This window comes from Pseudomonas sp. BRM28, assembly GCF_002939405.1.
GTDB lineage: Bacteria > Pseudomonadota > Gammaproteobacteria > Pseudomonadales > Pseudomonadaceae > Aquipseudomonas > Aquipseudomonas palmensis.
Genome location: NZ_PEFV01000001.1, coordinates 260,134 through 280,666, shown reverse-complemented (window position 1 = coordinate 280,666; position 20,533 = coordinate 260,134). Strand labels below are relative to the sequence as shown.

The 20,533-nt window shown below is 66.5% G+C and carries 13 protein-coding genes and 1 tRNA gene; 11 read left to right on the top strand and 3 right to left on the bottom strand.

Annotated elements, in window-relative coordinates; translation table 11 throughout:
* The first annotated feature begins 195 nt into the window (after nucleotides 1-195).
* Nucleotides 196-272, top strand: a tRNA-Val gene (locus tag CR917_RS01330).
* 111 nt (nucleotides 273-383) lie between these two features.
* On the opposite strand, the gene CR917_RS01325 is transcribed toward CR917_RS01330, so the two are convergent.
* Nucleotides 384-602 (bottom strand): hypothetical protein, encoded by a 219-nt coding sequence (locus CR917_RS01325; protein ID WP_043859680.1) that lies wholly within the window; start codon nucleotides 600-602, stop codon nucleotides 384-386.
* Between the two features lie 147 nt (nucleotides 603-749).
* Here CR917_RS01325 and CR917_RS01320 point away from each other — a divergent pair, with 147 nt between their 5' ends.
* Entirely contained in the window at nucleotides 750-1,304 is a 555-nt protein-coding gene (locus CR917_RS01320; RefSeq protein ID WP_043859679.1) for an NADPH-dependent FMN reductase, read from the top strand.
* 100 nt (nucleotides 1,305-1,404) lie between these two features.
* On the opposite strand, the gene phnX is transcribed toward CR917_RS01320, so the two are convergent.
* Nucleotides 1,405-2,232 carry a phosphonoacetaldehyde hydrolase gene (phnX, locus tag CR917_RS01315; RefSeq protein WP_100634742.1) on the bottom strand — a complete coding sequence of 276 codons (828 nt, stop codon included), beginning with the start codon at nucleotides 2,230-2,232 and terminating at the stop codon, nucleotides 1,405-1,407.
* A 49-nt stretch (nucleotides 2,233-2,281) separates the two neighbouring features.
* On the bottom strand, nucleotides 2,282-3,388 hold the full coding sequence (locus tag CR917_RS01310) for a 2-aminoethylphosphonate--pyruvate transaminase (RefSeq protein WP_078480504.1): 1,107 nt from the start codon (nucleotides 3,386-3,388) through the stop codon (nucleotides 2,282-2,284).
* Between the two features lie 112 nt (nucleotides 3,389-3,500).
* Between CR917_RS01310 and CR917_RS01305 the strand changes: the two genes are divergently transcribed.
* The 9 genes from CR917_RS01305 (at nucleotide 3,501) to CR917_RS01265 (ending at nucleotide 20,447) form a co-directional block, all read left to right on the top strand.
* Nucleotides 3,501-4,361 carry a LysR substrate-binding domain-containing protein gene (locus CR917_RS01305; RefSeq protein ID WP_104571789.1) on the top strand — a complete coding sequence of 287 codons (861 nt, stop codon included), beginning with the start codon at nucleotides 3,501-3,503 and terminating at the stop codon, nucleotides 4,359-4,361.
* A gap of 73 nt (nucleotides 4,362-4,434) precedes the next feature.
* Complete coding sequence (locus CR917_RS01300) at nucleotides 4,435-5,448, top strand: AraC family transcriptional regulator (RefSeq protein WP_043859675.1); 1,014 nt, start codon at nucleotides 4,435-4,437, stop codon at nucleotides 5,446-5,448.
* A gap of 82 nt (nucleotides 5,449-5,530) precedes the next feature.
* Nucleotides 5,531-10,099, top strand: coding sequence for an NEL-type E3 ubiquitin ligase domain-containing protein (locus tag CR917_RS01295; RefSeq protein ID WP_104571788.1), 4,569 nt, complete (start codon nucleotides 5,531-5,533; stop codon nucleotides 10,097-10,099).
* 136 nt (nucleotides 10,100-10,235) lie between these two features.
* Nucleotides 10,236-11,888, top strand: a complete 1,653-nt coding sequence (locus CR917_RS01290) for an AMP-binding protein (RefSeq protein WP_054915718.1) — start codon at nucleotides 10,236-10,238, stop codon at nucleotides 11,886-11,888.
* 9 nt (nucleotides 11,889-11,897) lie between these two features.
* A complete protein-coding gene (locus tag CR917_RS01285; protein WP_104571787.1) occupies nucleotides 11,898-12,665 on the top strand; it encodes an SDR family NAD(P)-dependent oxidoreductase in 768 nt (255 codons plus the stop codon).
* 14 nt (nucleotides 12,666-12,679) lie between these two features.
* Complete coding sequence (locus CR917_RS01280) at nucleotides 12,680-13,873, top strand: acetyl-CoA C-acyltransferase (protein ID WP_058541898.1); 1,194 nt, start codon at nucleotides 12,680-12,682, stop codon at nucleotides 13,871-13,873.
* An 8-nt stretch (nucleotides 13,874-13,881) separates the two neighbouring features.
* Nucleotides 13,882-15,009, top strand: coding sequence for an acyl-CoA dehydrogenase (locus CR917_RS01275; protein ID WP_043860115.1), 1,128 nt, complete (start codon nucleotides 13,882-13,884; stop codon nucleotides 15,007-15,009).
* 14 nt (nucleotides 15,010-15,023) lie between these two features.
* Complete coding sequence (locus CR917_RS01270) at nucleotides 15,024-15,797, top strand: enoyl-CoA hydratase (protein WP_043860114.1); 774 nt, start codon at nucleotides 15,024-15,026, stop codon at nucleotides 15,795-15,797.
* Nucleotides 15,798-15,869: 72 nt separating this feature from the next.
* The gene (locus tag CR917_RS01265) at nucleotides 15,870-20,447 is read left to right on the top strand and encodes a hypothetical protein (RefSeq protein ID WP_104571786.1); all 4,578 of its coding nucleotides are present in this window, start codon (nucleotides 15,870-15,872) and stop codon (nucleotides 20,445-20,447) included.
* Nucleotides 20,448-20,533: the final 86 nt, after the last annotated feature.

Below are 20,533 nucleotides of genomic sequence, written 5' to 3'. Positions count from 1 at the left end.
GGTGGGGGTCGTTGGTTCGAATCCAATTGTGCCTACCAAACATCACCGCCCCTGCTGGCGGTACACGAAAAAGGCGATCCGAGAGGGTCGCCTTTTTCGTTTGGGCTATTTTCATGGGCGCGGCAAAGCTGCTGATTTTTTTGTACATTTCGCTTTACGAGGGGGCTTGAACCTGAGTAGAATGCGCCCCGCAGCAGGCACATAGCTCAGTTGGTTAGAGCACCACCTTGACATGGTGGGGGTCGTTGGTTCGAATCCAATTGTGCCTACCAAACATCACCGCCCCTGCTGGCGGTAACACAAAAAGGGCGACCCGCAAGGGTCGCCCTTTTTGTTTGCCTGAAGCAAAGGGCGCGGCCGGATTGCTCGGGCCGCGCGGTGCGTCAGGGGATACGGGTGATCTCCACGCCGCTCTGTACCAGCTCGAAGCGATCCTCGCCCAGGTGGTTGACCCGATCGCCGATGGCCAGGCGATAGCTGGTGATCGGCAAGGAGTCGGCACTTCCATCGGCCTGCAGGGTGGCTTCCTGAAATTCATGAACGGGGTAGATGCGTCCTTCAGCATCCCGAGCATGAAATTGTCCGACCAGTACTGCTGTCATTTGGCGTGTGCCCTCTGAAATGTTCTCTATGGGCCATAGACCACTGTTTTGCCTGGGAAGTTTAGTCCCCCTGGAAAAAAACCTGTGGGCCGCGCCGTAGCGTCTATAACTACCACTTCTCTATGTCGATCAGGTTGGAGCGTGGTCATGAGCCAGGTCTATTCGGTTGCGGTGTTGGTAGGCAGCTTGCGCAAGGAGTCGATCAACCGCAAGGTCGCCAGGGCGCTTGCAGAGCTGGCACCGGCCAGCCTCAAGCTGGGTATCGTCGAAATTGGCGAGCTGGCTTTGTACAACGAGGATATCGACACCGACCCACCGGCAGCCTACAAGGCCTTTCGCGACAAGGTGCGTGCCAGCGACGCGGTGCTGTTCGTGACCCCCGAGTACAACCGCTCGGTGCCCGGAGTGCTCAAGAACGCCATCGACGTCGGCTCGCGCCCGTATGGGCAGAGTGTGTTCAGCAAGAAGCCGGGGGCGGTGATCAGTGTGTCGCCGGGGGCGGTGGGGGGCTTTGGTGCCAACCACCACCTGCGCCAGTCCCTGGTGTTTCTCGATGTGCCCTGCATGCAGCAGCCAGAGGCCTATGTGGGTGGGGCGGCGACGCTGTTCGACGAGCATGGCAAGCTTTCGGAGAAGACCCGGCCGTTTCTGCAGAGCTTCATCGACAGTTATGCGGCGTGGGTGGCGCGGCACCTGGCATAGGGCCCAGGCGCGCCCTTGGCTGGCGAGGGCGGCTCCTGGCCTGCAGGAGCCGCCTTGCCGATTGCAGGAGCCGGACTTGCCGGCGAAAGCCCAACGCGGTCTATACCCCCTGCGGCATCTCACCCTGCGCCAAACGCCGATTGATATCCTCCACCACCTGCGGCAGGTCATTGATGGTGTCGATCAGGTAGTGCGGGCGTGACCCTTCGAACAGCGCATGAATGCGCGCACGCTCGCTGGCCAGTTGCTCGGCATCCAGTGCCAGGTAACCTTCATGGGTCAGCCCCAGCGCGTTGCCCGAGCACACCAGCGCCACGGTCCACATGCCGGCACGACGCCCTTCCAGAATGCCCGGTACGGTGTCGTCCACCTTCACGCACGCCGCCACATCGTCGATACCCAGCGCAATCACGTTGGCCAGCGCCTGGGCCGGCCACGGGCGACCGTTGGGGGTCTGGTCGGTGGCCACCACATGGTCGGCCACATAGCCATTGTGCCCAGCCAGTTCCACTACCTTGTCCATCACCACCTTCGGATAGCCGGAGCACGAACCGATCTTCAGGCCCTGCCGGCGCAGGGCGCTGATGGTCTGCAGTGCGCCGGGGATCAGCGCCGAATGGGTGGCGATCTTTTCGATCTGCAGCGGCATGAAGCGGTTGTAGAGCGCCGTCACGTCATCATCGCTCGGCACGCGGCCGAACACCGCGCGATAGCGCTCGGCAATCTGCGGCTGGTCGCACAGCGTGCGGATATGGTCCCACTTGCCCATGCCCATGGGGCCGCGGGCCTCCTCGATGGACACCTGTACATCGAATTCGGCAAAGGCCTCGACGAAGATCTGCGTGGGGGCGAACGAGCCAAAGTCGACCACGGTTCCGGCCCAGTCGAGAATGGCCGCTTGCAGTTTTGTGGGGTTGCTGTAGTTCATCATTGCGTTCCTTGTTCGGTATACCGCAGAAAAGGGGGATAAAACGGAATCAGATGTGCAGCACTTCCATTTCCCGCAGCGCATCGGCCACGGCCTGGACCGCGGCGCGCATCTCGTGGGGGCCGACGCAGCCGATGCAGCCCACGCGGAATGTCTCGACCTGGGTCAGCTTGCCGGGATAGAGGATGAACCCCTTGGCCTTGACCCGTTCGTAGAAGTCCGCGAACTGGTAGCGCGGGTCACGCGGGGCGTGGAAGGTGACGATGATCGGGGCCTGGATGGCGGCGGGCAGAAAGCTGCGCAAGCCGATGGCCGCCATGCCGTCGAGCAGGGTCTTGCAGTTGCTTGCATAGCGCTGGTGGCGCGCCGCCAGGCCGCCTTGCTCGTGGTACTGCAGCAGCGCCTCGTGCAGCGCCGCCACCACGTGGGTGGGCGGGGTGAAGCGCCACTGGCCGGTGCGGGCCATGTAGGCATGCTGGTCATGCAGGTCCAAGGCCAGCGACGGCGAGTTGCCCTCGGCGCCAGCCAGTGCGGCCTTGTCGGTGAACACGAAGCCCATGCCCGGTACGCCTTCGAGGCACTTGCCGGACGCCGCGATCAGGGCGTCGAAAGGCACCTGGGCCGCGTCGATCGGCAGGGCGCCGAACGAGCTCATGGCGTCGATGATCAGGCGCTTGCCGTGCTCGGCGACGACCTGGGCGATCTGCGCCAGCGGGTTGAGGATGCCGGTACTGGTTTCGCAGTGAATCAGCGCCACGTGGGTAATGCTGGCATCGGCGCGGATCAGGCGTTGGACATCGGCGGCGGTGGTGGGCTGGTCTTCGGCGGTCTCGAAGGTGGTGAATGCGCGGCCCAGCACCTGGCAGATCCTGGCCAGGCGCTGGCCATAGGCGCCGTTGACCAGCACCAGCACCTTGCCGTCACGGGGCACCAGCGTGCCGATGGCCGCCTCCACGGCGAAGGTGCCGCTGCCTTGCAGGGGCACGCAGTGGTGGCTGGCGTGGCCATTGACGATGCTCAGCAACTGCTGGCATAGGTTGGCGGTCAAGGTGTTGAATTCGCGGTCCCATGAGCCCCAGTCGAGCATCATCGCCTGCCGCGTGCGTGCCGAGGTGGTCAGGGGGCCCGGCGTCAGCAGGACGGGGGTGTGGGTCATGGCGATGCTCCTCGCAAGCGGTGGGCTGAAACTACGGTGCCTACGTTGCAATTGCGCGCTTCATCAATCAAATTGTTTGTCGTTATGCCAACCATAAGTCAGGCCGATAGATATGAACCTGTTCCAGCTTCGCGCTTTCGATGCGGTGGCCCGCGAGGGCAGCTTTACTCGCGCTGCCGCGCGCCTGTTCATCAGCCAGCCAGCGGTCACCGGGCACATCAAGGCACTCGAGGAGCATTACCAGATCACCCTGCTGCGGCGCACTGCGCGGCGTGTGGAGCTGACCGAGGAGGGCACCCGCCTGGCCGCCATCACCCGCGCGATGTTCGGCCTGGCCGAGGAGGCGCAGGTGATGCTCGAAGCCAACCGCCAGTTGCTTACCGGGCGCCTGGAAGTTGCCGCCGACGGGCCACACCAGGTCATGCCGATGCTGGCCCAACTGCGCGTGCGCTACCCCGGCATCACGGTCAACCTGCGCCTGGGCAATGCCCAGGAAACCCTGGCGGCGCTGCTGTCCGAGCATGCCGACGTGGCCGTGCTGACCGAGGTCGAACCGCGCAAGGGCCTGCACCTGCAGGCCCTGGGCCCGTCGCGTATCTGTGCCTTGCTGCCGGCCGGCCATCGCTGGGCCAGCCGCCCCGAGTTGCCCCTTGCCGAACTGGACCAGCAGATCATGGTGCTGCGCGAACCCGGCTCGATCACCCGGCGCACCTTCGACCAGGCCTGTGCCCGGGCCGGGGTGCAGCCACGGGTGCTGCTGGAGCTCGACAGCCGCGAAGCGGTGACCGAGGCGGTGGCCGCGCAGCTGGGGCTGGGTATCGTCTCTTCGATGGAGACCAGCCACGATCCGCGGGTGGTGGCCCGGCCCATAGAGGGGCCAGGGCTGGTCAACCAGCACATGCTCGGTTGCCTGGAGCGGCGCCGCGAGTTGCGCCTGATCCAGGCCTTTCTCGGCCCGGCGTCACCGGCATGACACGGCGTTGGCGTTTTGCCGTCGGCCCCCTAAGATGGCCGGCACACACCACCTGCAACACGAGTGAGGGTCGATGAAGGAGAAAGACACCATCTCCATGCAACTGGTGCGCGAGGCCCTGTTGCAAAGCAGCGCACCCGGCGCGGCGGCTGCGGCGTTGCTGCAGCGGGTGGGGATCGACCCGCAGCAACTGGAGCAGCCCCAGGCCCGCGTGCCGGCCAGTGCCTATGCCCGGCTGTGGCGGCTGCTGGCGCGTCGCTGCAACGACGAGTTCTTCTGCATGGACCCGCGCGGGCTGCGCAGCGGCAGCCTGGCGTTCATCTGCCGCTCGTCCATGGCCCAGCCGACCCTGGGCGCGGGGCTGGAGTGCGCGCTGGGGTTTCTGTCGCTGATGCTCGAGCACCTGCACCCGGTGCTGGTGCGCCAGCAAAGCCTGGCTGAAATCGTGATCGGCGAACCCGCCGAGGCGCCGCGCCGACCCTTCACCTATTTCACCTTCTGGATGATCGTGCATGGTGTGGCCTGCTGGCTGGCGGGTCGGCGCATTCCGATTCTGGCCATCGAATTGCGCTGCGCCGAGCCGGACTACTGCGATGACTACCGGGTGATGTTTTCACAGAACCTGCAGTTCGAGCGCCCACGCACGCGGCTGATTTTCGCTGCCGATTGCCTGGACCTGCCGCTCAGGCGCACACCCGAAGAGCTGCAGCGTTTTCTGGCCGAGGCGCCGGCCAACATTCTGGTGAAGTACCGCGACCCCACCAGCCTGGCGCGGCGTATCCGCGACGACCTGCGCCAGTTGCCCGCCAGCCAGTGGCCGGATGCCGAGGCACTGGCCCAGCAGCTGTGCCTGTCGGCCTCCACCCTGCGCCGACGCCTGGCCGAGCAGGGCCAGACCTACCAGGCCCTCAAGGACAGCGTGCGCCGCGAGCTGGCCATCGGCTGGCTGGCCGATGCGCAGGTCAGCTACGTGGAGATCGCCGAACGCCTGGGGTTTGCCGACACCAGTTCGTTCTACAAGGCCTTTCGCAAGTGGTCGGGGTGCAACCCCGGGCATTACCGCAGCCTCGTGCTGGGTTCGGGCTGAGGCCGCGAGGCAAGCCTTCCCGCTCCCTTGCCGGCGGGGCTGTTCCTAGTCTGGGTGCCCACCCCTTGATGGAGCAGGCGCCATGAGCCCGACCTCGAGCACCCGCAAAACCACCGGCACCACAGACGATCCCACCATTCTCGATCAATTCATCTCCGAACGCCTGCCGGGTTGGCTGCGCACGGCATCCAGGGACCAGGCGCGCGCAGTGAGCGCTGCATTGATCCGGCATCAGGCGTCGCTTGAAGCGTTGACCGAGTTGTTCCAGCTCCTGCAGTCGCCCGACGTGTTCGCTGCGCCCCTGCTGGACAAGGCCTTGCGCGACACCCTGGGGCTGCAACTGGACACGCGTGCGGCGCACTGGAAGGAAGTGCGCCTGCGTCAGTACCGCCCGGGGCTTTCGGTCACGCCCATGCCTTATCTGGAGGCGATCGAGATCCAGAGCCCGCTGTTGCAGCGTGCCCTGCAGAACTTCAGCGAGACTGCCGGCGGCTACTGGGGATTCTTTCGCGGCACGGCGATCGTGTCTGCGGGTCAGGCACTGGGCGTCGCGCCCGAGCGGTTTGCCGGCCTGTGCCGCACGCTGGACCTGGGCCAGAAGTATCAGGCTCATCTGGACAGTGTGCTCGACCCGCCGGATGACGCACTCAAGCGCCAGCGCCATGCGCTGCTGGCCCGCGAACAGCGCGATCAGCTGGATGTGGCCGCCCAGGTCGGCTACCTGAAAAAGGACATCGACGAGGTGGCCTACCGCATGCTGCGCCAGGTGGTCGACGGGGCGAGCCAGGTGACATACGCCGAGCACCCGGTAAGGGTGCGCAGCATCGAGGTGCTGGGGCAGCAGGTACAGGGCGCGGTCGCCTTTCTGGCCCGTGGCGAACCCCTGGAGGGGGCGATACGCTGGACCGAGGCCGGCCTGGTGCGCCAGGTGGTGGTGTTTCTGCCTGGCGATCCGCAGCGCCCGCTGCGTCAGTATCCGACCTGGTATGCCTGTGCAACCGATCTGGGCCTGGCCTTGAAATCGGCTGATTACCTGAGCTACTTCCAGAGCCTGATCAGCCTGCAGGAGCGTGCAGCTTTCGGCGCGGCGTGGCAGGCGCAGCGAGACGCGGCGCGCCCGGACCTGGAACTGCTCGATTACCCGCTGGCCGGAGAGTTGTTCGCCAGCCTTGCGCAATGGCGTATCGCCCGGCTCAAGGCCGACGCAGCGGTGCTTGCCGTGCCTACGGCCAGGGTCGACGATGCGCTGGCCGAAGCACGTCGCGAGGCCTACCTGGCCGCAGGTGAAACCCTGCTCGGCATAGCGGCCTCGTTCGTCCCCGGGGTTGGCCAGATCATGCTGCTCAGTAGCGTCGGGCAGTTGCTGGGCGAGGTCTACGAGGGCGCCGTCGACTGGAGCAAGGGCCAGCGCAAGGAGGCCCTGGCGCATCTGACCGGCGTGGCCGAAAACGTGCTGGCCAGCGTTGCAACAGGGGCGGGTGTGGCGGGCCTGGTGGCGGTGGCCAAACGTTCGGCCTTCGTCGACGGCCTCATGCCGATAGTGCGCAGCACGGGCCAATACAGGCTGTGGAACGAAGACCTGGCAAGCTACCGTCATGCCCACCCTTTGCCTGAAACCCTGGTGCCGCGCAGCGATGGCTTGTATGAGGATGCAGGCGCGCTGTGGCTCAGGCATGAAGGGCAGACCTATCAGGTTCAGCAGCGCGATGGGCGCTGGGTTATGGTGCACCCGCAGCATGCCGAAGCCTACTCGCCCGGCCTGGAAACCAATGGCGAAGGCGCCTGGCGCCTGCCTGGCGAGCATGCGCTGCAGTGGGCGGGCAATGCCCTGCTGGTGCGGCGCCTGGGCCCGCTGGCCGAAGGGCTGAGCGATGCGCAGATCGACCAGGTCATGGTGATTGCCGGTATGGACGAGGCGCGTTTGCGCGGCCTGCACGTGGAGAACCGGGGCATGCCGGTTCGCCTGCGCGATACCCTGGTCCGCTTCGGTATCGATACGCGCATCTCGACATTCTTCGAGCGCCTGCACCGGCAAACCGATGCCCAGGGCCTGGACCCTGTGCTCCATGCCTTCTGCAGGGAGCATCTGCAGGGTGTCGAAGACGCGGGGCAGGACTCGGAGCTCGATCACATCTGGGAGCAGATGCCGCGCTTGCGCTTCGAACTGTTCGAGCACCTTGAGGCGGCCACGCTGACCGCTGCCGATAGCCGTGTGAGCCTGTTGCAACGTGACTTCCCCGGGCTGGCGCGACGCTATGCCCAGGCGCTGGCAGAGCAGGCCGATGCCACGCAGCGCCAGATGATGGATCAGACTCGCCGCATTCCGCTGGCGGTCGCCGAGCAGGCACGCCACACCTTGCGTGAGGCGCGATTGAGCAGGGCGCTGGAAGGGTTGTGCCTGCAGAACGTGCACAGTGACGACAGCGTGGGCCTGGCCTTCGGCTTGCTGCGACGCATGCCGGCCTGGCCCGACGGGCTGAACCTGGAGCTGCGCGAAGGTTCGTCCAGCGGGCGGGTGATCGAGCGCCAGTTGTCACTCAGCGATACCCGCCAGACCCGCGTGCTGGTGCGTCGCGACGGGCAGTTTTCGGTGTACGACACTGAAGGCTACGAGCTCGACGACGAGATCCCGGCGCCCCAGGGGCTGTTCGAGGCGATTGCCTGCTGCCTGACGCGCGAGCAGCGTCGCGCCCTGGGCTGGACGCGTCATGACAGCGCGGCACAAATGCGCGAGGCCCTGGCTGCGCGGGCCCTGGCCAATCCCTCCGAGGCCGCGCAACTGATCGGGCAGGCGCGCTCGGCCGGGCGCTTCAGCCCGCCCCAGCGCTTGCCCGACGGTCGCATCGGGTATCCGCTCAGTGGCCGGGGCAGTGCGACACGACGGTCCCTGGTCAGTGTGGTGCGTGTACTGTTCCCGGGCTATGACCAACTCCAGATCGATGTGCTTCTGACCGAACTGCAGGGGGGCTCGGTTGAACCGATGACGGCACTGATGCGCCTGCTGGACCAGTACCAGCGCCTCGATGCGAGCCTGCAGCTGTGGTGTCGGGAGGTCTTTGGCCAGTCCCGCGAGTGGCGACGCCTGGTGGCCGATGAGCTGCGCCGGTGCTGGCGACGACAGACCGATCGCGTGACCAATGGGGGTGGCACGCTGATCGGCTATCGCCTGAACCTGGTGGCGATGCCGGTGGGGCATCTGCCGCCGCTGGGGGCCGGTATCGATTTTTCCCACGTGATAGACCTGAGCCTGGTGGGCATGGGCCTGACCGAGCTGTCGAACAGCTTCCTGCAACGCTTTGTCGGCGTGCGCTGGCTCAACCTGGCCAACAACCGCTTCGGGCGCATACCGCCTGCCTTGAACGGCATGAACTGGTTGCGTGAGGTGAACCTGAACCTCAACCAGATCAACCTGCGCAACACCGGGGTCAATACCCTTGCGTCCCTGCATCGGCTTGAAGTGCTGAACCTGGACAACAATCCCATCGAGATCCTGCCGAACATGGCCGGCATGTACAACTTGCGCCACGTGTGGTTGCGCAGTACGCGCCTGCAGCTGTTCCCGACCGGGTTGCTCGAATGTCCGTTTCTGGATGTGGTCGACTTGCGCGACAACCTCATCACCCAGTTGCCGGAGACGTTCTTCGTGCCCGAGTCGCTGAACATCTACCTGCTCCAGCGTAACCCCCTGCCGCAGGCCACCTGGGACCGCATCAACGATCTGCAGCAGTTGCTGCCCGTGGTGGAGGCTGCGGCCGGTGTCATGGTACGTGCTGAAACGACTGCGCAAGCCCGCGCACTGTGGCTGGAGCTGGCGAACGAGGCGCAGCTGGATGTGCGCAGCCGTTACTGGGACAGCCTGATTGCAGAGCCTGGCGCCGCAGACTTCTTCCAGTTGCTGACCGAACTGACCGGGTCGGCGGATTTCCAGCATACCCGGGCCGAACTGGACCAGCGCGTGTGGCGCATGCTCGAGGCGATGGCGCAGCACACGGCGCTGCGCGAGGAACTGTTCGAGCTGGCGGCCAGCCCGACCACGTGCGTGGACAGCGTGTCGTCCACCTACAGTGCGCTCGAAGTGCGGTATTTGCTGTTTCAGACCGTGCGCGCAGACAGCCCGAACGAGCAGCAGGGCGAAGCGTTGCTCGCCTTTGCGCGGCGTCTGTTTCGTCTTGAACAGGTCGAACAGTTCGCGCGTGCCGACATCCAGGCCAGGACGCAGGAGGCGCGTGGGGTGGACGAGGTCGAGGTGAGCCTGGCCTATCGCACCCGTCTGGCCGCTGCACTGGACCTGCCCGGGCAACCGCGCAACATGCAGTTCGCCGAAGTGGCCGCCGTGGCCCCGGCACAGATACACGAGGCCCAGCGGGTCGTGCTGGCTGCCGAGCAGACCGACCAGCTGGCAACGTTCATCAGCGGCCGGGATTTCTGGCTGGCCTACCTGCGCCAGGCTCACGAAGGCGAGTTCGAGCAGGTCGAACAACCGTTCTGGGATCGACTCGAGGTGCTGGCCGCGCAACAGGGCACGCTGCAGGAAGGGGTGTACCTGACGCGAATGAACGCATTGCGCAGCGAACGCGAGGCGGCAGTGCAGGCGCTGGCATTGCGCCTGACCCAGGCGGCGCTGGAGGCTGCCGCGCCGCCTGCGGGCTAGCCCCGGGGGCTGTGCAGGCAGTGGCCAAACCAGTCATCCAGATTGACAGCTTTGGCCATTGTCGCTGCGCGCTGGTGGCGCGACTATCGTCAGATCATTCGTTCTATTCCAACAATAAGAAACGAGGAGTCTGGCAATGCGTGATTACCACGACGCGCAGCGTGCTTTCGATTACCTGCACACTGCCGATGCCGTGCTGGCGGGCAACCTGGGTGCGCTCAACGCCTGCGTCGAGTGTTGCGACCGGCACGCCGCCGAGGGCGGCGTGGCCTTGTACTGGGAGCGCCACGACGGGGCCTGCGCGCAGTACACCTTTGCCGACCTGCAGCAGCGCGCCGCACGCCTGGCCAATGTGCTCAAGGCGCAAGGCGTGGGGCCGGGCGACCGGGTGGCGGGGCTGCTGCCGCGCACCGTCGAGCTGCTGGTCACGGTGCTCGCCACCTGGCGACTGGGGGCGGTCTACCAGCCCCTGTTCACTGCCTTCGGGCCCAAGGCCATCGAGCACCGCCTGCACAGTTCCGGCGCCCGCGTGGTGGTCACCGACCGCACCAACCGCCCGAAGCTCGACGAGGTCGAGGGCTGTGCGCGGATCATTACCGTCGATGCCCAGGCCGGCAGCGGCGACCTGGATTTTCACACTGCCCTCGACGCTGCCAGCGCCGACTGCGCGCCTGTGCTGTTGTCCGGGGAGGCCCCCTTCCTGCTGATGTTCACCTCCGGCACCACCGGCCCGGCCAAGCCGCTGGAGGTGCCGTTGCGGGCCATCGTGGCGTTTCAGGGCTACATGCGCGACGCCATCGACCTGCGCCCCGAAGACAACTTCTGGAACCTGGCCGACCCCGGCTGGGCCTACGGCCTGTACTACGCCGTCACCGGGCCGCTGGCGCTGGGCCAGGCCACCACCTTCTTCGACGGCCCGTTCAGTGTCGAAAGTACCTGCCGGGTGATCGACAAGTACGCCATCACCAACCTGGCCGGGTCGCCCACGGCCTATCGCATGCTGATCGCTGCCGGCCAGGCCTTCGCCGAGCCGATCAAGGGCCGCCTGCGGGTGGTCAGCAGCGCCGGCGAACCGCTCAACCCGGAGGTGATCCGCTGGTTCGCCGAACACCTGCAGGTGCCCATCCACGATCACTATGGCCAGACCGAACTGGGCATGGTGCTGTGCAACCACCACGGCCTGCGTCACCCGGTGCACCTGGGCTCGGCCGGCTTTGCCATCCCGGGTCATCGCATCGTTGTGCTTGATGAACAGCAGCACGAACTGCCGCCCGGCCAGCCCGGCATCCTCGCGGTGGACCGCGAGCAGTCACCGCTGTGCTGGTTCGGTGGCTACCACGGGGTCCAGACCAAGGCCTTCGTCGGCAAGTACTACCTCAGCGGCGACACGGTGGAGCTGAACCAGGACGGCAGCATCAGCTTTGTCGGGCGCAGCGACGACGTGATCACCACCTCCGGGTATCGGGTCGGGCCGTTCGATGTGGAAAGCGCGCTGATCGAGCACCCGGCGGTGATCGAGGCCGCCGTGGTCGGCAAGCCGGACCCGGAGCGCACCGAACTGATCAAGGCGTTCGTGGTGCTGGCCAGCGGCGTGGAGGGCACGCCGGAGCTGGCCGAAAACCTGCGCCAGCATGTGCGCCAGCGCCTTTATGCACATGCCTACCCGCGCGAAATCGAATTTGTCGGCGAGCTGCCCAAGACCCCGAGCGGCAAGCTGCAGCGTTTCATCCTGCGCAATCAGGAAATAGCCAAACAACACACCGCGCCGGCGCCCGTCGCCAGCGCCTGAGGACCCCTTATGCAAATTGCCAACAAGAACTTCATCGTCAGCGGCGCCGCCTCCGGGCTGGGCGCCGCCACCGCCGAGATGCTGATCGGCGCCGGTGCCCAGGTGATGCTGGTGGACCTTAACGCCGAGGCCGTTGCAGCCAAGGCGCAAGCCCTGGGTGACAAGGCCCGTTTCGCCGTGGCCGACATCAGTCAGGAGGCCCCGGCCAAGGCCGCCGTGGACGCGGCCGTCAGCGCCTTTGGCAGCCTCCACGGGCTGGTCAACTGTGCCGGCATCGTCGGCGCCGAGAAGGTCCTGGGCAGGCAGGGGCCGCACGGCCTGGACAGCTTCAGCCGGGTGATCAACGTCAACCTGATCGGCAGCTTCAACCTGCTGCGCCTGGTGGCAGCGGCCATGGCCGAAGGCGGTGCCGACGCCGACGGCGAGCGCGGGGTGATCATCAGTACCGCCTCCATCGCCGCCTATGACGGGCAGATCGGCCAGGCGGCCTACGCTGCCTCCAAGGGCGCGATTGCCAGCCTGACCCTGCCGGCCGCCCGCGAACTGGCGCGCTTCGGTATCCGCGTGATGACCATCGCGCCGGGCATCTTCGAAACCCCGATGATGGCCGGCATGACCCAGGAAGTACGCGACTCGCTGGCGGCCGGCGTGCCGTTCCCGCCGCGTCTGGGCCGCCCGCAGGAGTACGCGGCGCTGGCGCGTCACATCATTGAAAACAGCATGCTCAACGGCGAGGTGATCCGCCTCGACGGTGCCTTGCGCATGGCTGCCAAGTAATTCAGGAGAACCGCATGAGCATGTCCCATGATCCCATCGTAATCGTCAGCGCCGTGCGCACGCCCATGGGCGGCCTGCAGGGCGATCTCAAAAGCCTGACTGCACCGCAACTGGGCGCTGCCGCCATTCGCGCAGCCGTCGAGCGTGCGGGCGTGGCTGCCGACAGCGTCGACCAGGTGCTGTTCGGCTGCGTGCTGCCGGCCGGTCTCGGCCAGGCCCCGGCACGCCAGGCGGCCCTGGGGGCCGGCCTGGACAAGGGCACCACCTGCACCACCCTGAACAAGATGTGCGGCTCGGGCATGCAAGCCGCGATCATGGCCCATGACCTGCTGCTGGCCGGTACCGCCGAGGTGGTGGTGGCCGGCGGCATGGAGAGCATGTCCAACGCCCCGTACCTGTTGGACAAGGCGCGCAGCGGCTACCGCATGGGGCACGGCAAGGTCATCGACCACATGTTTTTCGACGGTCTGGAAGATGCCTACGACAAGGGTCGCCTGATGGGCACCTTTGCCGAGGACTGCGCCCAGGCCCAGGGCTTCAGCCGCCAGGCTCAGGACGACTTTGCGATTGCCTCGCTGACCCGTGCGCAACAGGCGATCGAGAACGGCAGCTTTGCCGCCGAGATCGTGCCGGTGGAGGTGACCGAGGGCAGGCAGACCCGCCTGGTCAGCCACGACGAACAGCCGCCCAAGGCCCGCCTGGACAAGATCGCGCAGCTCAGGCCGGCGTTTCGCGAAGGCGGTACGGTCACGGCAGCCAACTCCAGCTCGATTTCCGACGGTGCGGCGGCGCTGGTGCTGATGCGCAGGTCCCAGGCCGAGCAGCGCGGCCTCAAGCCACTGGCGGTGATCCACGGGCATGCGGCGTTCGCCGACGAGCCTGCACTGTTCCCCACCGCGCCGATCGGCGCCATCGATGCGCTGCTCAAGCGCACCGGCTGGAGCCTGGCCGAGGTCGACCTGTTCGAAATCAACGAGGCGTTCGCGGTGGTCACCCTGGCGGCGATGAAGCAGCTGGACCTGCCCCACGACAAGGTCAACATCCACGGCGGCGCCTGCGCCCTGGGCCACCCCATCGGCGCATCGGGCGCGCGTATTCTGGTGACCCTGCTTGCCGCGCTGCGCCAGAAGGGCCTGCGCCGCGGCATCGCGGCCATCTGCATCGGCGGTGGCGAAGCCACGGCCATGGCTGTCGAGTGTCTGGACTGAGGTGCACCATGCTAGTCAACGATGAACAACAGCAGATCAGCGACGCCGTTCGCCAGTTTGCCCAGGAGCGCCTGCGGCCCTTTGCCGAGCAGTGGGACCGCGAGCACCGCTTCCCACGGGAGGCTATCGAGCAGATGGCCGAGCTGGGCCTGTTCGGCATGCTGGTGCCGGAGCAGTGGGGCGGCAGCGACACCGGCTATGTCGCCTACGCCATGGCCCTGGAGGAAATCGCCGCCGGCGATGGTGCCTGCTCGACCATCATGAGCGTGCACAACTCGGTGGGCTGCGTGCCGATCCTCAAGTTCGGCAGCGAGCAGCAGAAGCAGCAGTTTCTGACGCCGCTGGCCACGGGCGCGATGCTCGGTGCCTTTGCCCTGACCGAGCCCCAGGCGGGCTCCGATGCCAGCAGCCTGAAAACCCGTGCGCGCCTCGAGGGCGATCACTATGTGCTCAACGGCTGCAAGCAGTTCATCACCTCGGGGCAGAATGCCGGCGTGGTGATCGTGTTCGCGGTGACCGACCCGGCAGCCGGCAAGCGCGGCATCAGTGCCTTTATCGTGCCCACCGACTCGCCTGGCTACCAGGTGGCGCGGGTGGAGGACAAGCTCGGCCAGCATGCCTCCGATACCTGCCAGATCGTCTTCGAGAACGTGCGTGTGCCGCTGGCCAATCGCCTGGGCGAGGAGGGCGAGGGGTACCGGATCGCCCTGGCCAACCTGGAAGGCGGGCGCATCGGTATTGCCGCGCAATCGGTGGGCATGGCGCGGGCCGCGTTCGAGGTGGCACGTGACTATGCGCGCGAACGCGAGAGCTTCGGCAAGCCCCTGATCGAACACCAGGCGGTGGCGTTTCGCCTGGCCGACATGGCCACGCGCATCGCCGTGGCCCGGCAGATGGTGCATCATGCCGCCGCCTTGCGTGATGCCGGGCGCCCGGCGCTGGTGGAGGCCTCGATGGCCAAGCTGTTTGCTTCGGAAATGGCCGAAAAGGTCTGTTCCGATGCCTTGCAGACCCTGGGCGGTTATGGCTATCTGAGCGACTTCCCGCTGGAGCGGATCTACCGTGACGTGCGGGTTTGCCAGATCTACGAAGGCACCAGCGACATTCAGCGCATGGTCATTGCGCGCAATCTTTGAAGGGAGCAGCTTGCATGAGTTTCGAAACCATTCTGTTGGACATCCGTGGCAAGGTCGGCCTGATCACCCTCAACCGCCCCCAGGCGCTCAACGCCCTCAACGCGCAGATCGTGCGCGAGCTGAACCAGGCGCTGGACCAGCTCGAAGCCGACCCGAACATCGGCTGCGTGGTGCTGACCGGTTCGGAGAAAGCCTTCGCCGCCGGTGCCGATATCAAGGAAATGGCCGAGCTGAGCTACCCGCAGATCTACATCGACGACCTGTTCAGCGACAGCGACCGCATCGCCAACCGCCGCAAGCCGATCATCGCCGCGGTGTCCGGCTTCGCCCTGGGCGGTGGCTGCGAGCTGGCACTGATGTGCGACTTCATCCTGGCCGCCGACAATGCCAAGTTCGGTCAGCCTGAAATCAACCTGGGCGTGTTGCCGGGCATGGGCGGCACCCAGCGCCTGACCCGCGCGGTGGGCAAGGCCAAGGCCATGGAGCTGTGCCTGAGCGGGCGCATGATGGGGGCCGAGGAGGCCGAGCGTGCCGGCGTGGTGGCGCGTATCGTGCCCAAGGAGCAGCTGCTCGAGGAGGCCCTCAAGGTGGCGGCACAGATCGCCAGCAAGTCGGTGCCGGTGGCGATGATGGTCAAGGAGAGCATCAACCGTGCTTTCGAGGTGAGCCTGTCCGAAGGCGTGCGTTTCGAGCGCCGGGTGTTCCATGCCGCGTTTGCCACCGAAGACCAGAAGGAAGGCATGGCGGCGTTCATCGCCAAGCGCGAGGCCCAGTTCAAGGACCGCTGAGCAACATCTACCACCTGCCCGGCAGGGCGTGACGCTGTACTGCGGCTTCTTTACTCACAAGGAAGTCGCATCATGGATGCAGCAGATACGCTTTTCGGGCAGTTGGCCACACACGCTTCGCTGTGCGGCCCCATCGGCCGCCAGATGGTCACCCGGCCCTCGTTGCACGCCGTGGCTGCGCAGGTGTGCGCGCAGCAATGGCAGGTGCGCGGGATCAAGGGCCCGGCGCCATCGGCCTTGACCCTGGTCAGGGGGCGGCCGGGGCAGGGCGCGCGGCTCGATTCGCTGGCCGATGCCCTGATACGGCGCTATTGCGAACGCACCTGCCTCAACCTGGCCAGCGGGCTGGACTACCTCACCCTGCAGCGCGGCGCCGAGTATCCGCAGGCCGCCGATGTCGACCTGCACGCGGTCGAAACCCTGCTCAATGAATGCGGGCCGTTGCTGCTCGATGAATACAAGCGTGTGCTCAGCTGTTACTGGGGCCAGGCCGAGCCGGGCCAGACCGCGCGCTGGGACTGGCTGGCCGATTACCTCAAAAGCCGTTTTTCCAGCGCCTGCGAACTGGCCCGAGGGGCTGGCGTGCTGGACGGGCTGGAGCTGGCCACGGCGACGATGGTCGGCATCTATCCACGGGCGACGCAGCGCGCGCAGTTCGGCAACGGCGCGGATGTACGCGTGTCGCTGCTGTGCCTGGATGCCGAACCCGGTGGCGGGCTGGACCCTGAACTGGCCAGCGCGGTGCTGATCGAGCGCCAGGTGCTCGGCCAGTTGCGCACTGTCGTGGTGCTCTACACCCTGGCGGGTGGGCTGTATCGCTTCGATTCGCGCCAGGCACTGCTGGAGGCATTGGCCAGGGGCTGGGGCGCGCAGGCTTCGGGCACCTTCAAGCTCAACCTGTACCAGACCGAACTGTCGATTTTCCAGGCCCAGGCGCGGTTGTTGTTCGAACAGCAATTGCGCCTGATCGATGCCATCGCCGCAGCACCTCTCGATTCGCAGGTCGACCCGGTGCAGACGCTGGTCGCGCGCCTGGACGAAGCCACCTCGCTGGTGCAGGTGTGCGATGTGAGCGAGCGCCAGACCCTGGCCAGCCTGCGCGGGCTGTTGCCGACGTGGTTGCGCGACGCTGACGAGGCGCCGCGCCTGCAGTACACCGAGATGCTGGTGCGCCTGGCGCGGGCGCAGCAGCGCAGTGGCGGGCAGTCGTTCCTGCATGACCTGCCGGGCATGCCGGAGTACGCCTGGGCCCAGTGGCAGGCGGCGGTGCATGCCGGGCACCCGGGATTTACCCGTGCCGAGCTGGAGGATGTCGAGCTGGTCAACCGCCAGGTGATTGCCGGCGCCGGCGGCAGTGGGGGGGATTTTGCCCCGGCGGGCAGCATTCGCGAGGTGACGCTGAACCTGGCCCAACTGGCGGTGGGCAACCTGGGGCTGCTCAGGGCAGGCAGCGTCACCTTGCGCAGCCGCAGCGGCGCAGTGCTGCCGACATGGCTGGATCTTGCATTCATCAAGGCCCAGGTCACCCGCCTGGACGTGGGCCAGACCTACCCGGACCTGTTGCAGCACAGCCTGCTGGATGACCCTGTGCAGTCGGCCAGTCGCCAGCAGCTGTTCGTCGATCAGTTGCGCGAACAACTGCCGATGCTGGTGCTGGAGTATTGCCTGCGTCAACGCGAAGGGGTCAGTGCACTGAGTGCCCGGCGTGTCACGGCACTGTGCCGTGGCGAGGAAACCGACGCGGTGCTGCGTCCGTTGGGCCTGTTGCGCGAGGCGGGTGCACACCCTGATGTCGCGCTCAATGCGTACCTGGTCGAGGGTCGCGACCCGCGCCAGGGGCCGTGCCTGCTGTATCGCCCACTGCACCGCGAGCCGCTGCAGGAGTTCAGCTCGCGCCAGGCCCTGTTCGAGCGGTTGTGCGAGCCCGGCGCGCTGCACGACGATCTGCTGGCGCGGCTGCCTGCCAAGGCACAGCCGGTGTACGCGCGTGGCGGGCTGGAGCAGCCGCATACGGTGCGCTTTCTGCCCGGCTCGGACTTCGCTCCCCTTCAGGTGCCGGCCCCGGCGTCGTTCAGCGACGCGCTGATCGACGGCGACCCGCTGGTGCATCTGTACCGTAGCTGCGCCCAGGAACTGGTGGCCCGTGCCCGGGCCGGCTCGCAGTCATCCAGCGAACAGCGCTGGGCGGCCTATGCCGAACTGGGCTGGCTGATGTTCAACACGCTGTTGCCACTGTGCAATGGCCCGGTTGCGGTGGCCGGCTGGCTGGTGCAACTGACGGCAGGCCTGCGCGATACCTTGCAGCAACACCAGAGCGAGGGTGACGGGCAGCTGGCGGGATGGTTGTTCAACCTGGCGCTGACGTTGCTGGCGAGCAGGACCGACACCACCCGGCTCAAGCTCTCAACCCCTGCGCAGAGGGGCGAGTCGCCGCTGGCCCAGGTGCTGGAGCCCGAGTTCGGCCATGCCCTTGCTTCGCCCTCGGGCCAGGCGCTGGACAGCCTGGATTTCAGCTGGGCAGCGGCGGCGGACCGACTGAACGGCGAACAGCGCGCGCGGCTGGTGCCCCTGCAGCGCGTGCAGGGCCGCGAGGGGCTGGGAGCACCGATCAGCCACGGGCCCTGGCAGGGGTTGTACCTGCATGAGGACCGTCTGTGGGTGGGTGTCAGCGGGCAGGTCTACCCCGTGGTGGAGGAGGATGCCGGCCTGCGAATCCGCGACGCGCAACAGCCTCCCGGGCCCTGGCTGCGGCACGCCGCCGATGGCAGCTGGCAATTCGACCTGGGCTTGCGCTTGCGTGGCGGCATGCCGCTGAATCGGCGCATCCAGCAGTTGCGTCTGGCCAACCAGGCTCGCGTGGAGGTTCTGCAGAAGGAACTGGACGACTACCAGCCGGTGCGCCAGGCCAGCGCCTTGCAGCTCAAGCGCGATCTGGACGAGGTGGTGAAACAGGAGCCGCAGCCCTCGGCCGAGCGATTGCAGCGCTATGTGGATGACCTGCGACGGCACGGGCAGGGGCTGGCCAAGGCGCGGGAAAGCCATGCGCAACTGAACCAGCTTAAAACCCTGGCAAACTTTCGCGCCCAGCAGGGCAACTACCTGTTCGAGGAGTCCAGCATTACCGTGCAGTTGCTGTACGCCTTGCGAAGCCTGTTCATGCATAACAAGGACGGCATAAACAACCTTCGCGGCGGCCAGGGTCAGGACCGTCTGCGCGAACTGGTGCTGGAAGGCACTTCGCCCACCTATCGGCAACTGGTGGTGCTGCTCGAAGGGGCCAAGACCCTGACCGAGCAGATCATCGACTGCTATCAGGCCCTCGATCGCCTGACCGGGCAGCTGCGCCAGATCCTGCCCGGCGGCCCGGCCCAGGCAAGCAGGATCGAGGCGATGCGCGGTGAAGAGCTGTCAGTCCAGGCCTGGCGTTCGTCCCAGATCAACATGCTGGGGGTGTTGGTGCTGCAGGCAGACCGCGGGCACGCCGGGGGCGAGGGTATCTACGAGACGGTGTTGTCTGCCCGATTGGGCTTGCAACTGGAGCTCGAGATGGGCGGGGCGTTCACCGATCAGGAGCGGGTGCAGATGCTCGACAGCAGTGTGCGCCACTATGCCAGTGCACTGCAGGGCACCCAGCTGTACAAGGCCTCCAGCGCGGTTTTGCAGGGGGCGGCACAGGTGGAGGAGTACCAGCAGGTGCTGCAGGCCCTGCATGATGCTGCCCAGAAGCGACTGGCCGGGCTGATTCGCGACCTGCCACGCCAACCTTCGGCGCCACCGGCCTCAGGCAGCCGCTCGCGCACGTTGATACGCACCCGCAACCGCGGCGTGGTGGTGGGCCAGCAGCGTCGGCTGGCAGGGGCCGACAGCGACGTGGTGGTGGTGATCGACCCGGTGGAACAGCGCGAGCTGGCCCGCTACGAGGAAACCGCCGAGGCCGGTATCTGGCAGCCGGTGGAGCGCCCCCGCCCAGCACCTGCGCGCGCCACCCAGGCACAGTTGCCGGGCTTGCTGGAGCGCTCCACGCGGTTGCTGAACGACTCGGCGCAGCAGCTCAGGCGCGCCGTCGCCCAGGCCAGGACCGCCATGCTTCCGGTGGAGATGGAAGAAATCCTGACGCACCAGGCGCGCCCGCTTGACGAGCTGGCCCGGCAGATCGAACAGGCATTGACTGCCGGCAACGACACCGACCGGTCTGCTGCCGGCCAGGATGCGGCGCTCCAAGCCAAGGCCCTGCTCGAGCAGGCCAAGCACCTGCGTGATGAAGGGCGGCGTCTGCGTGTGCAGATGACCCTGGCACAGTTGCCGACGGTCAGTCGGGTGGCCTACCTCAAGGCCCAGGGCGAGGTCAGCCTGCACAGGCTCCAGCCGCGCAAGCCCACGCGAAAACGCAAGGGTCATGCCCAGGATTTCCTTCAGGAGTACGAAATCCACGACAAGGCGGGGCAGTTGCTGTGGGTGGCGCACTTTCATTACGCGACCCTGGACGCAGAGCCTGGGCTGTACACCGCGGCGCATCTGAAAACCGCCGCACAGCGGTTCGAGGGGGGGCAGTACCAGTTGCCGGCAGACGCCGACAATGAGCGCGTGATCCAGATCTACCGCAGCCAGATCGACAGCCGCTCGGCCCGGGCGCTGTTCCTGGACCTGTAGCGGCGCCCGCGCCTACTACCAAATGACGAGTTGTCCTCTGCCAAAGGGCGATTCGTCAGCCGCCCCGGGCTGCCTAAGATCCGTAC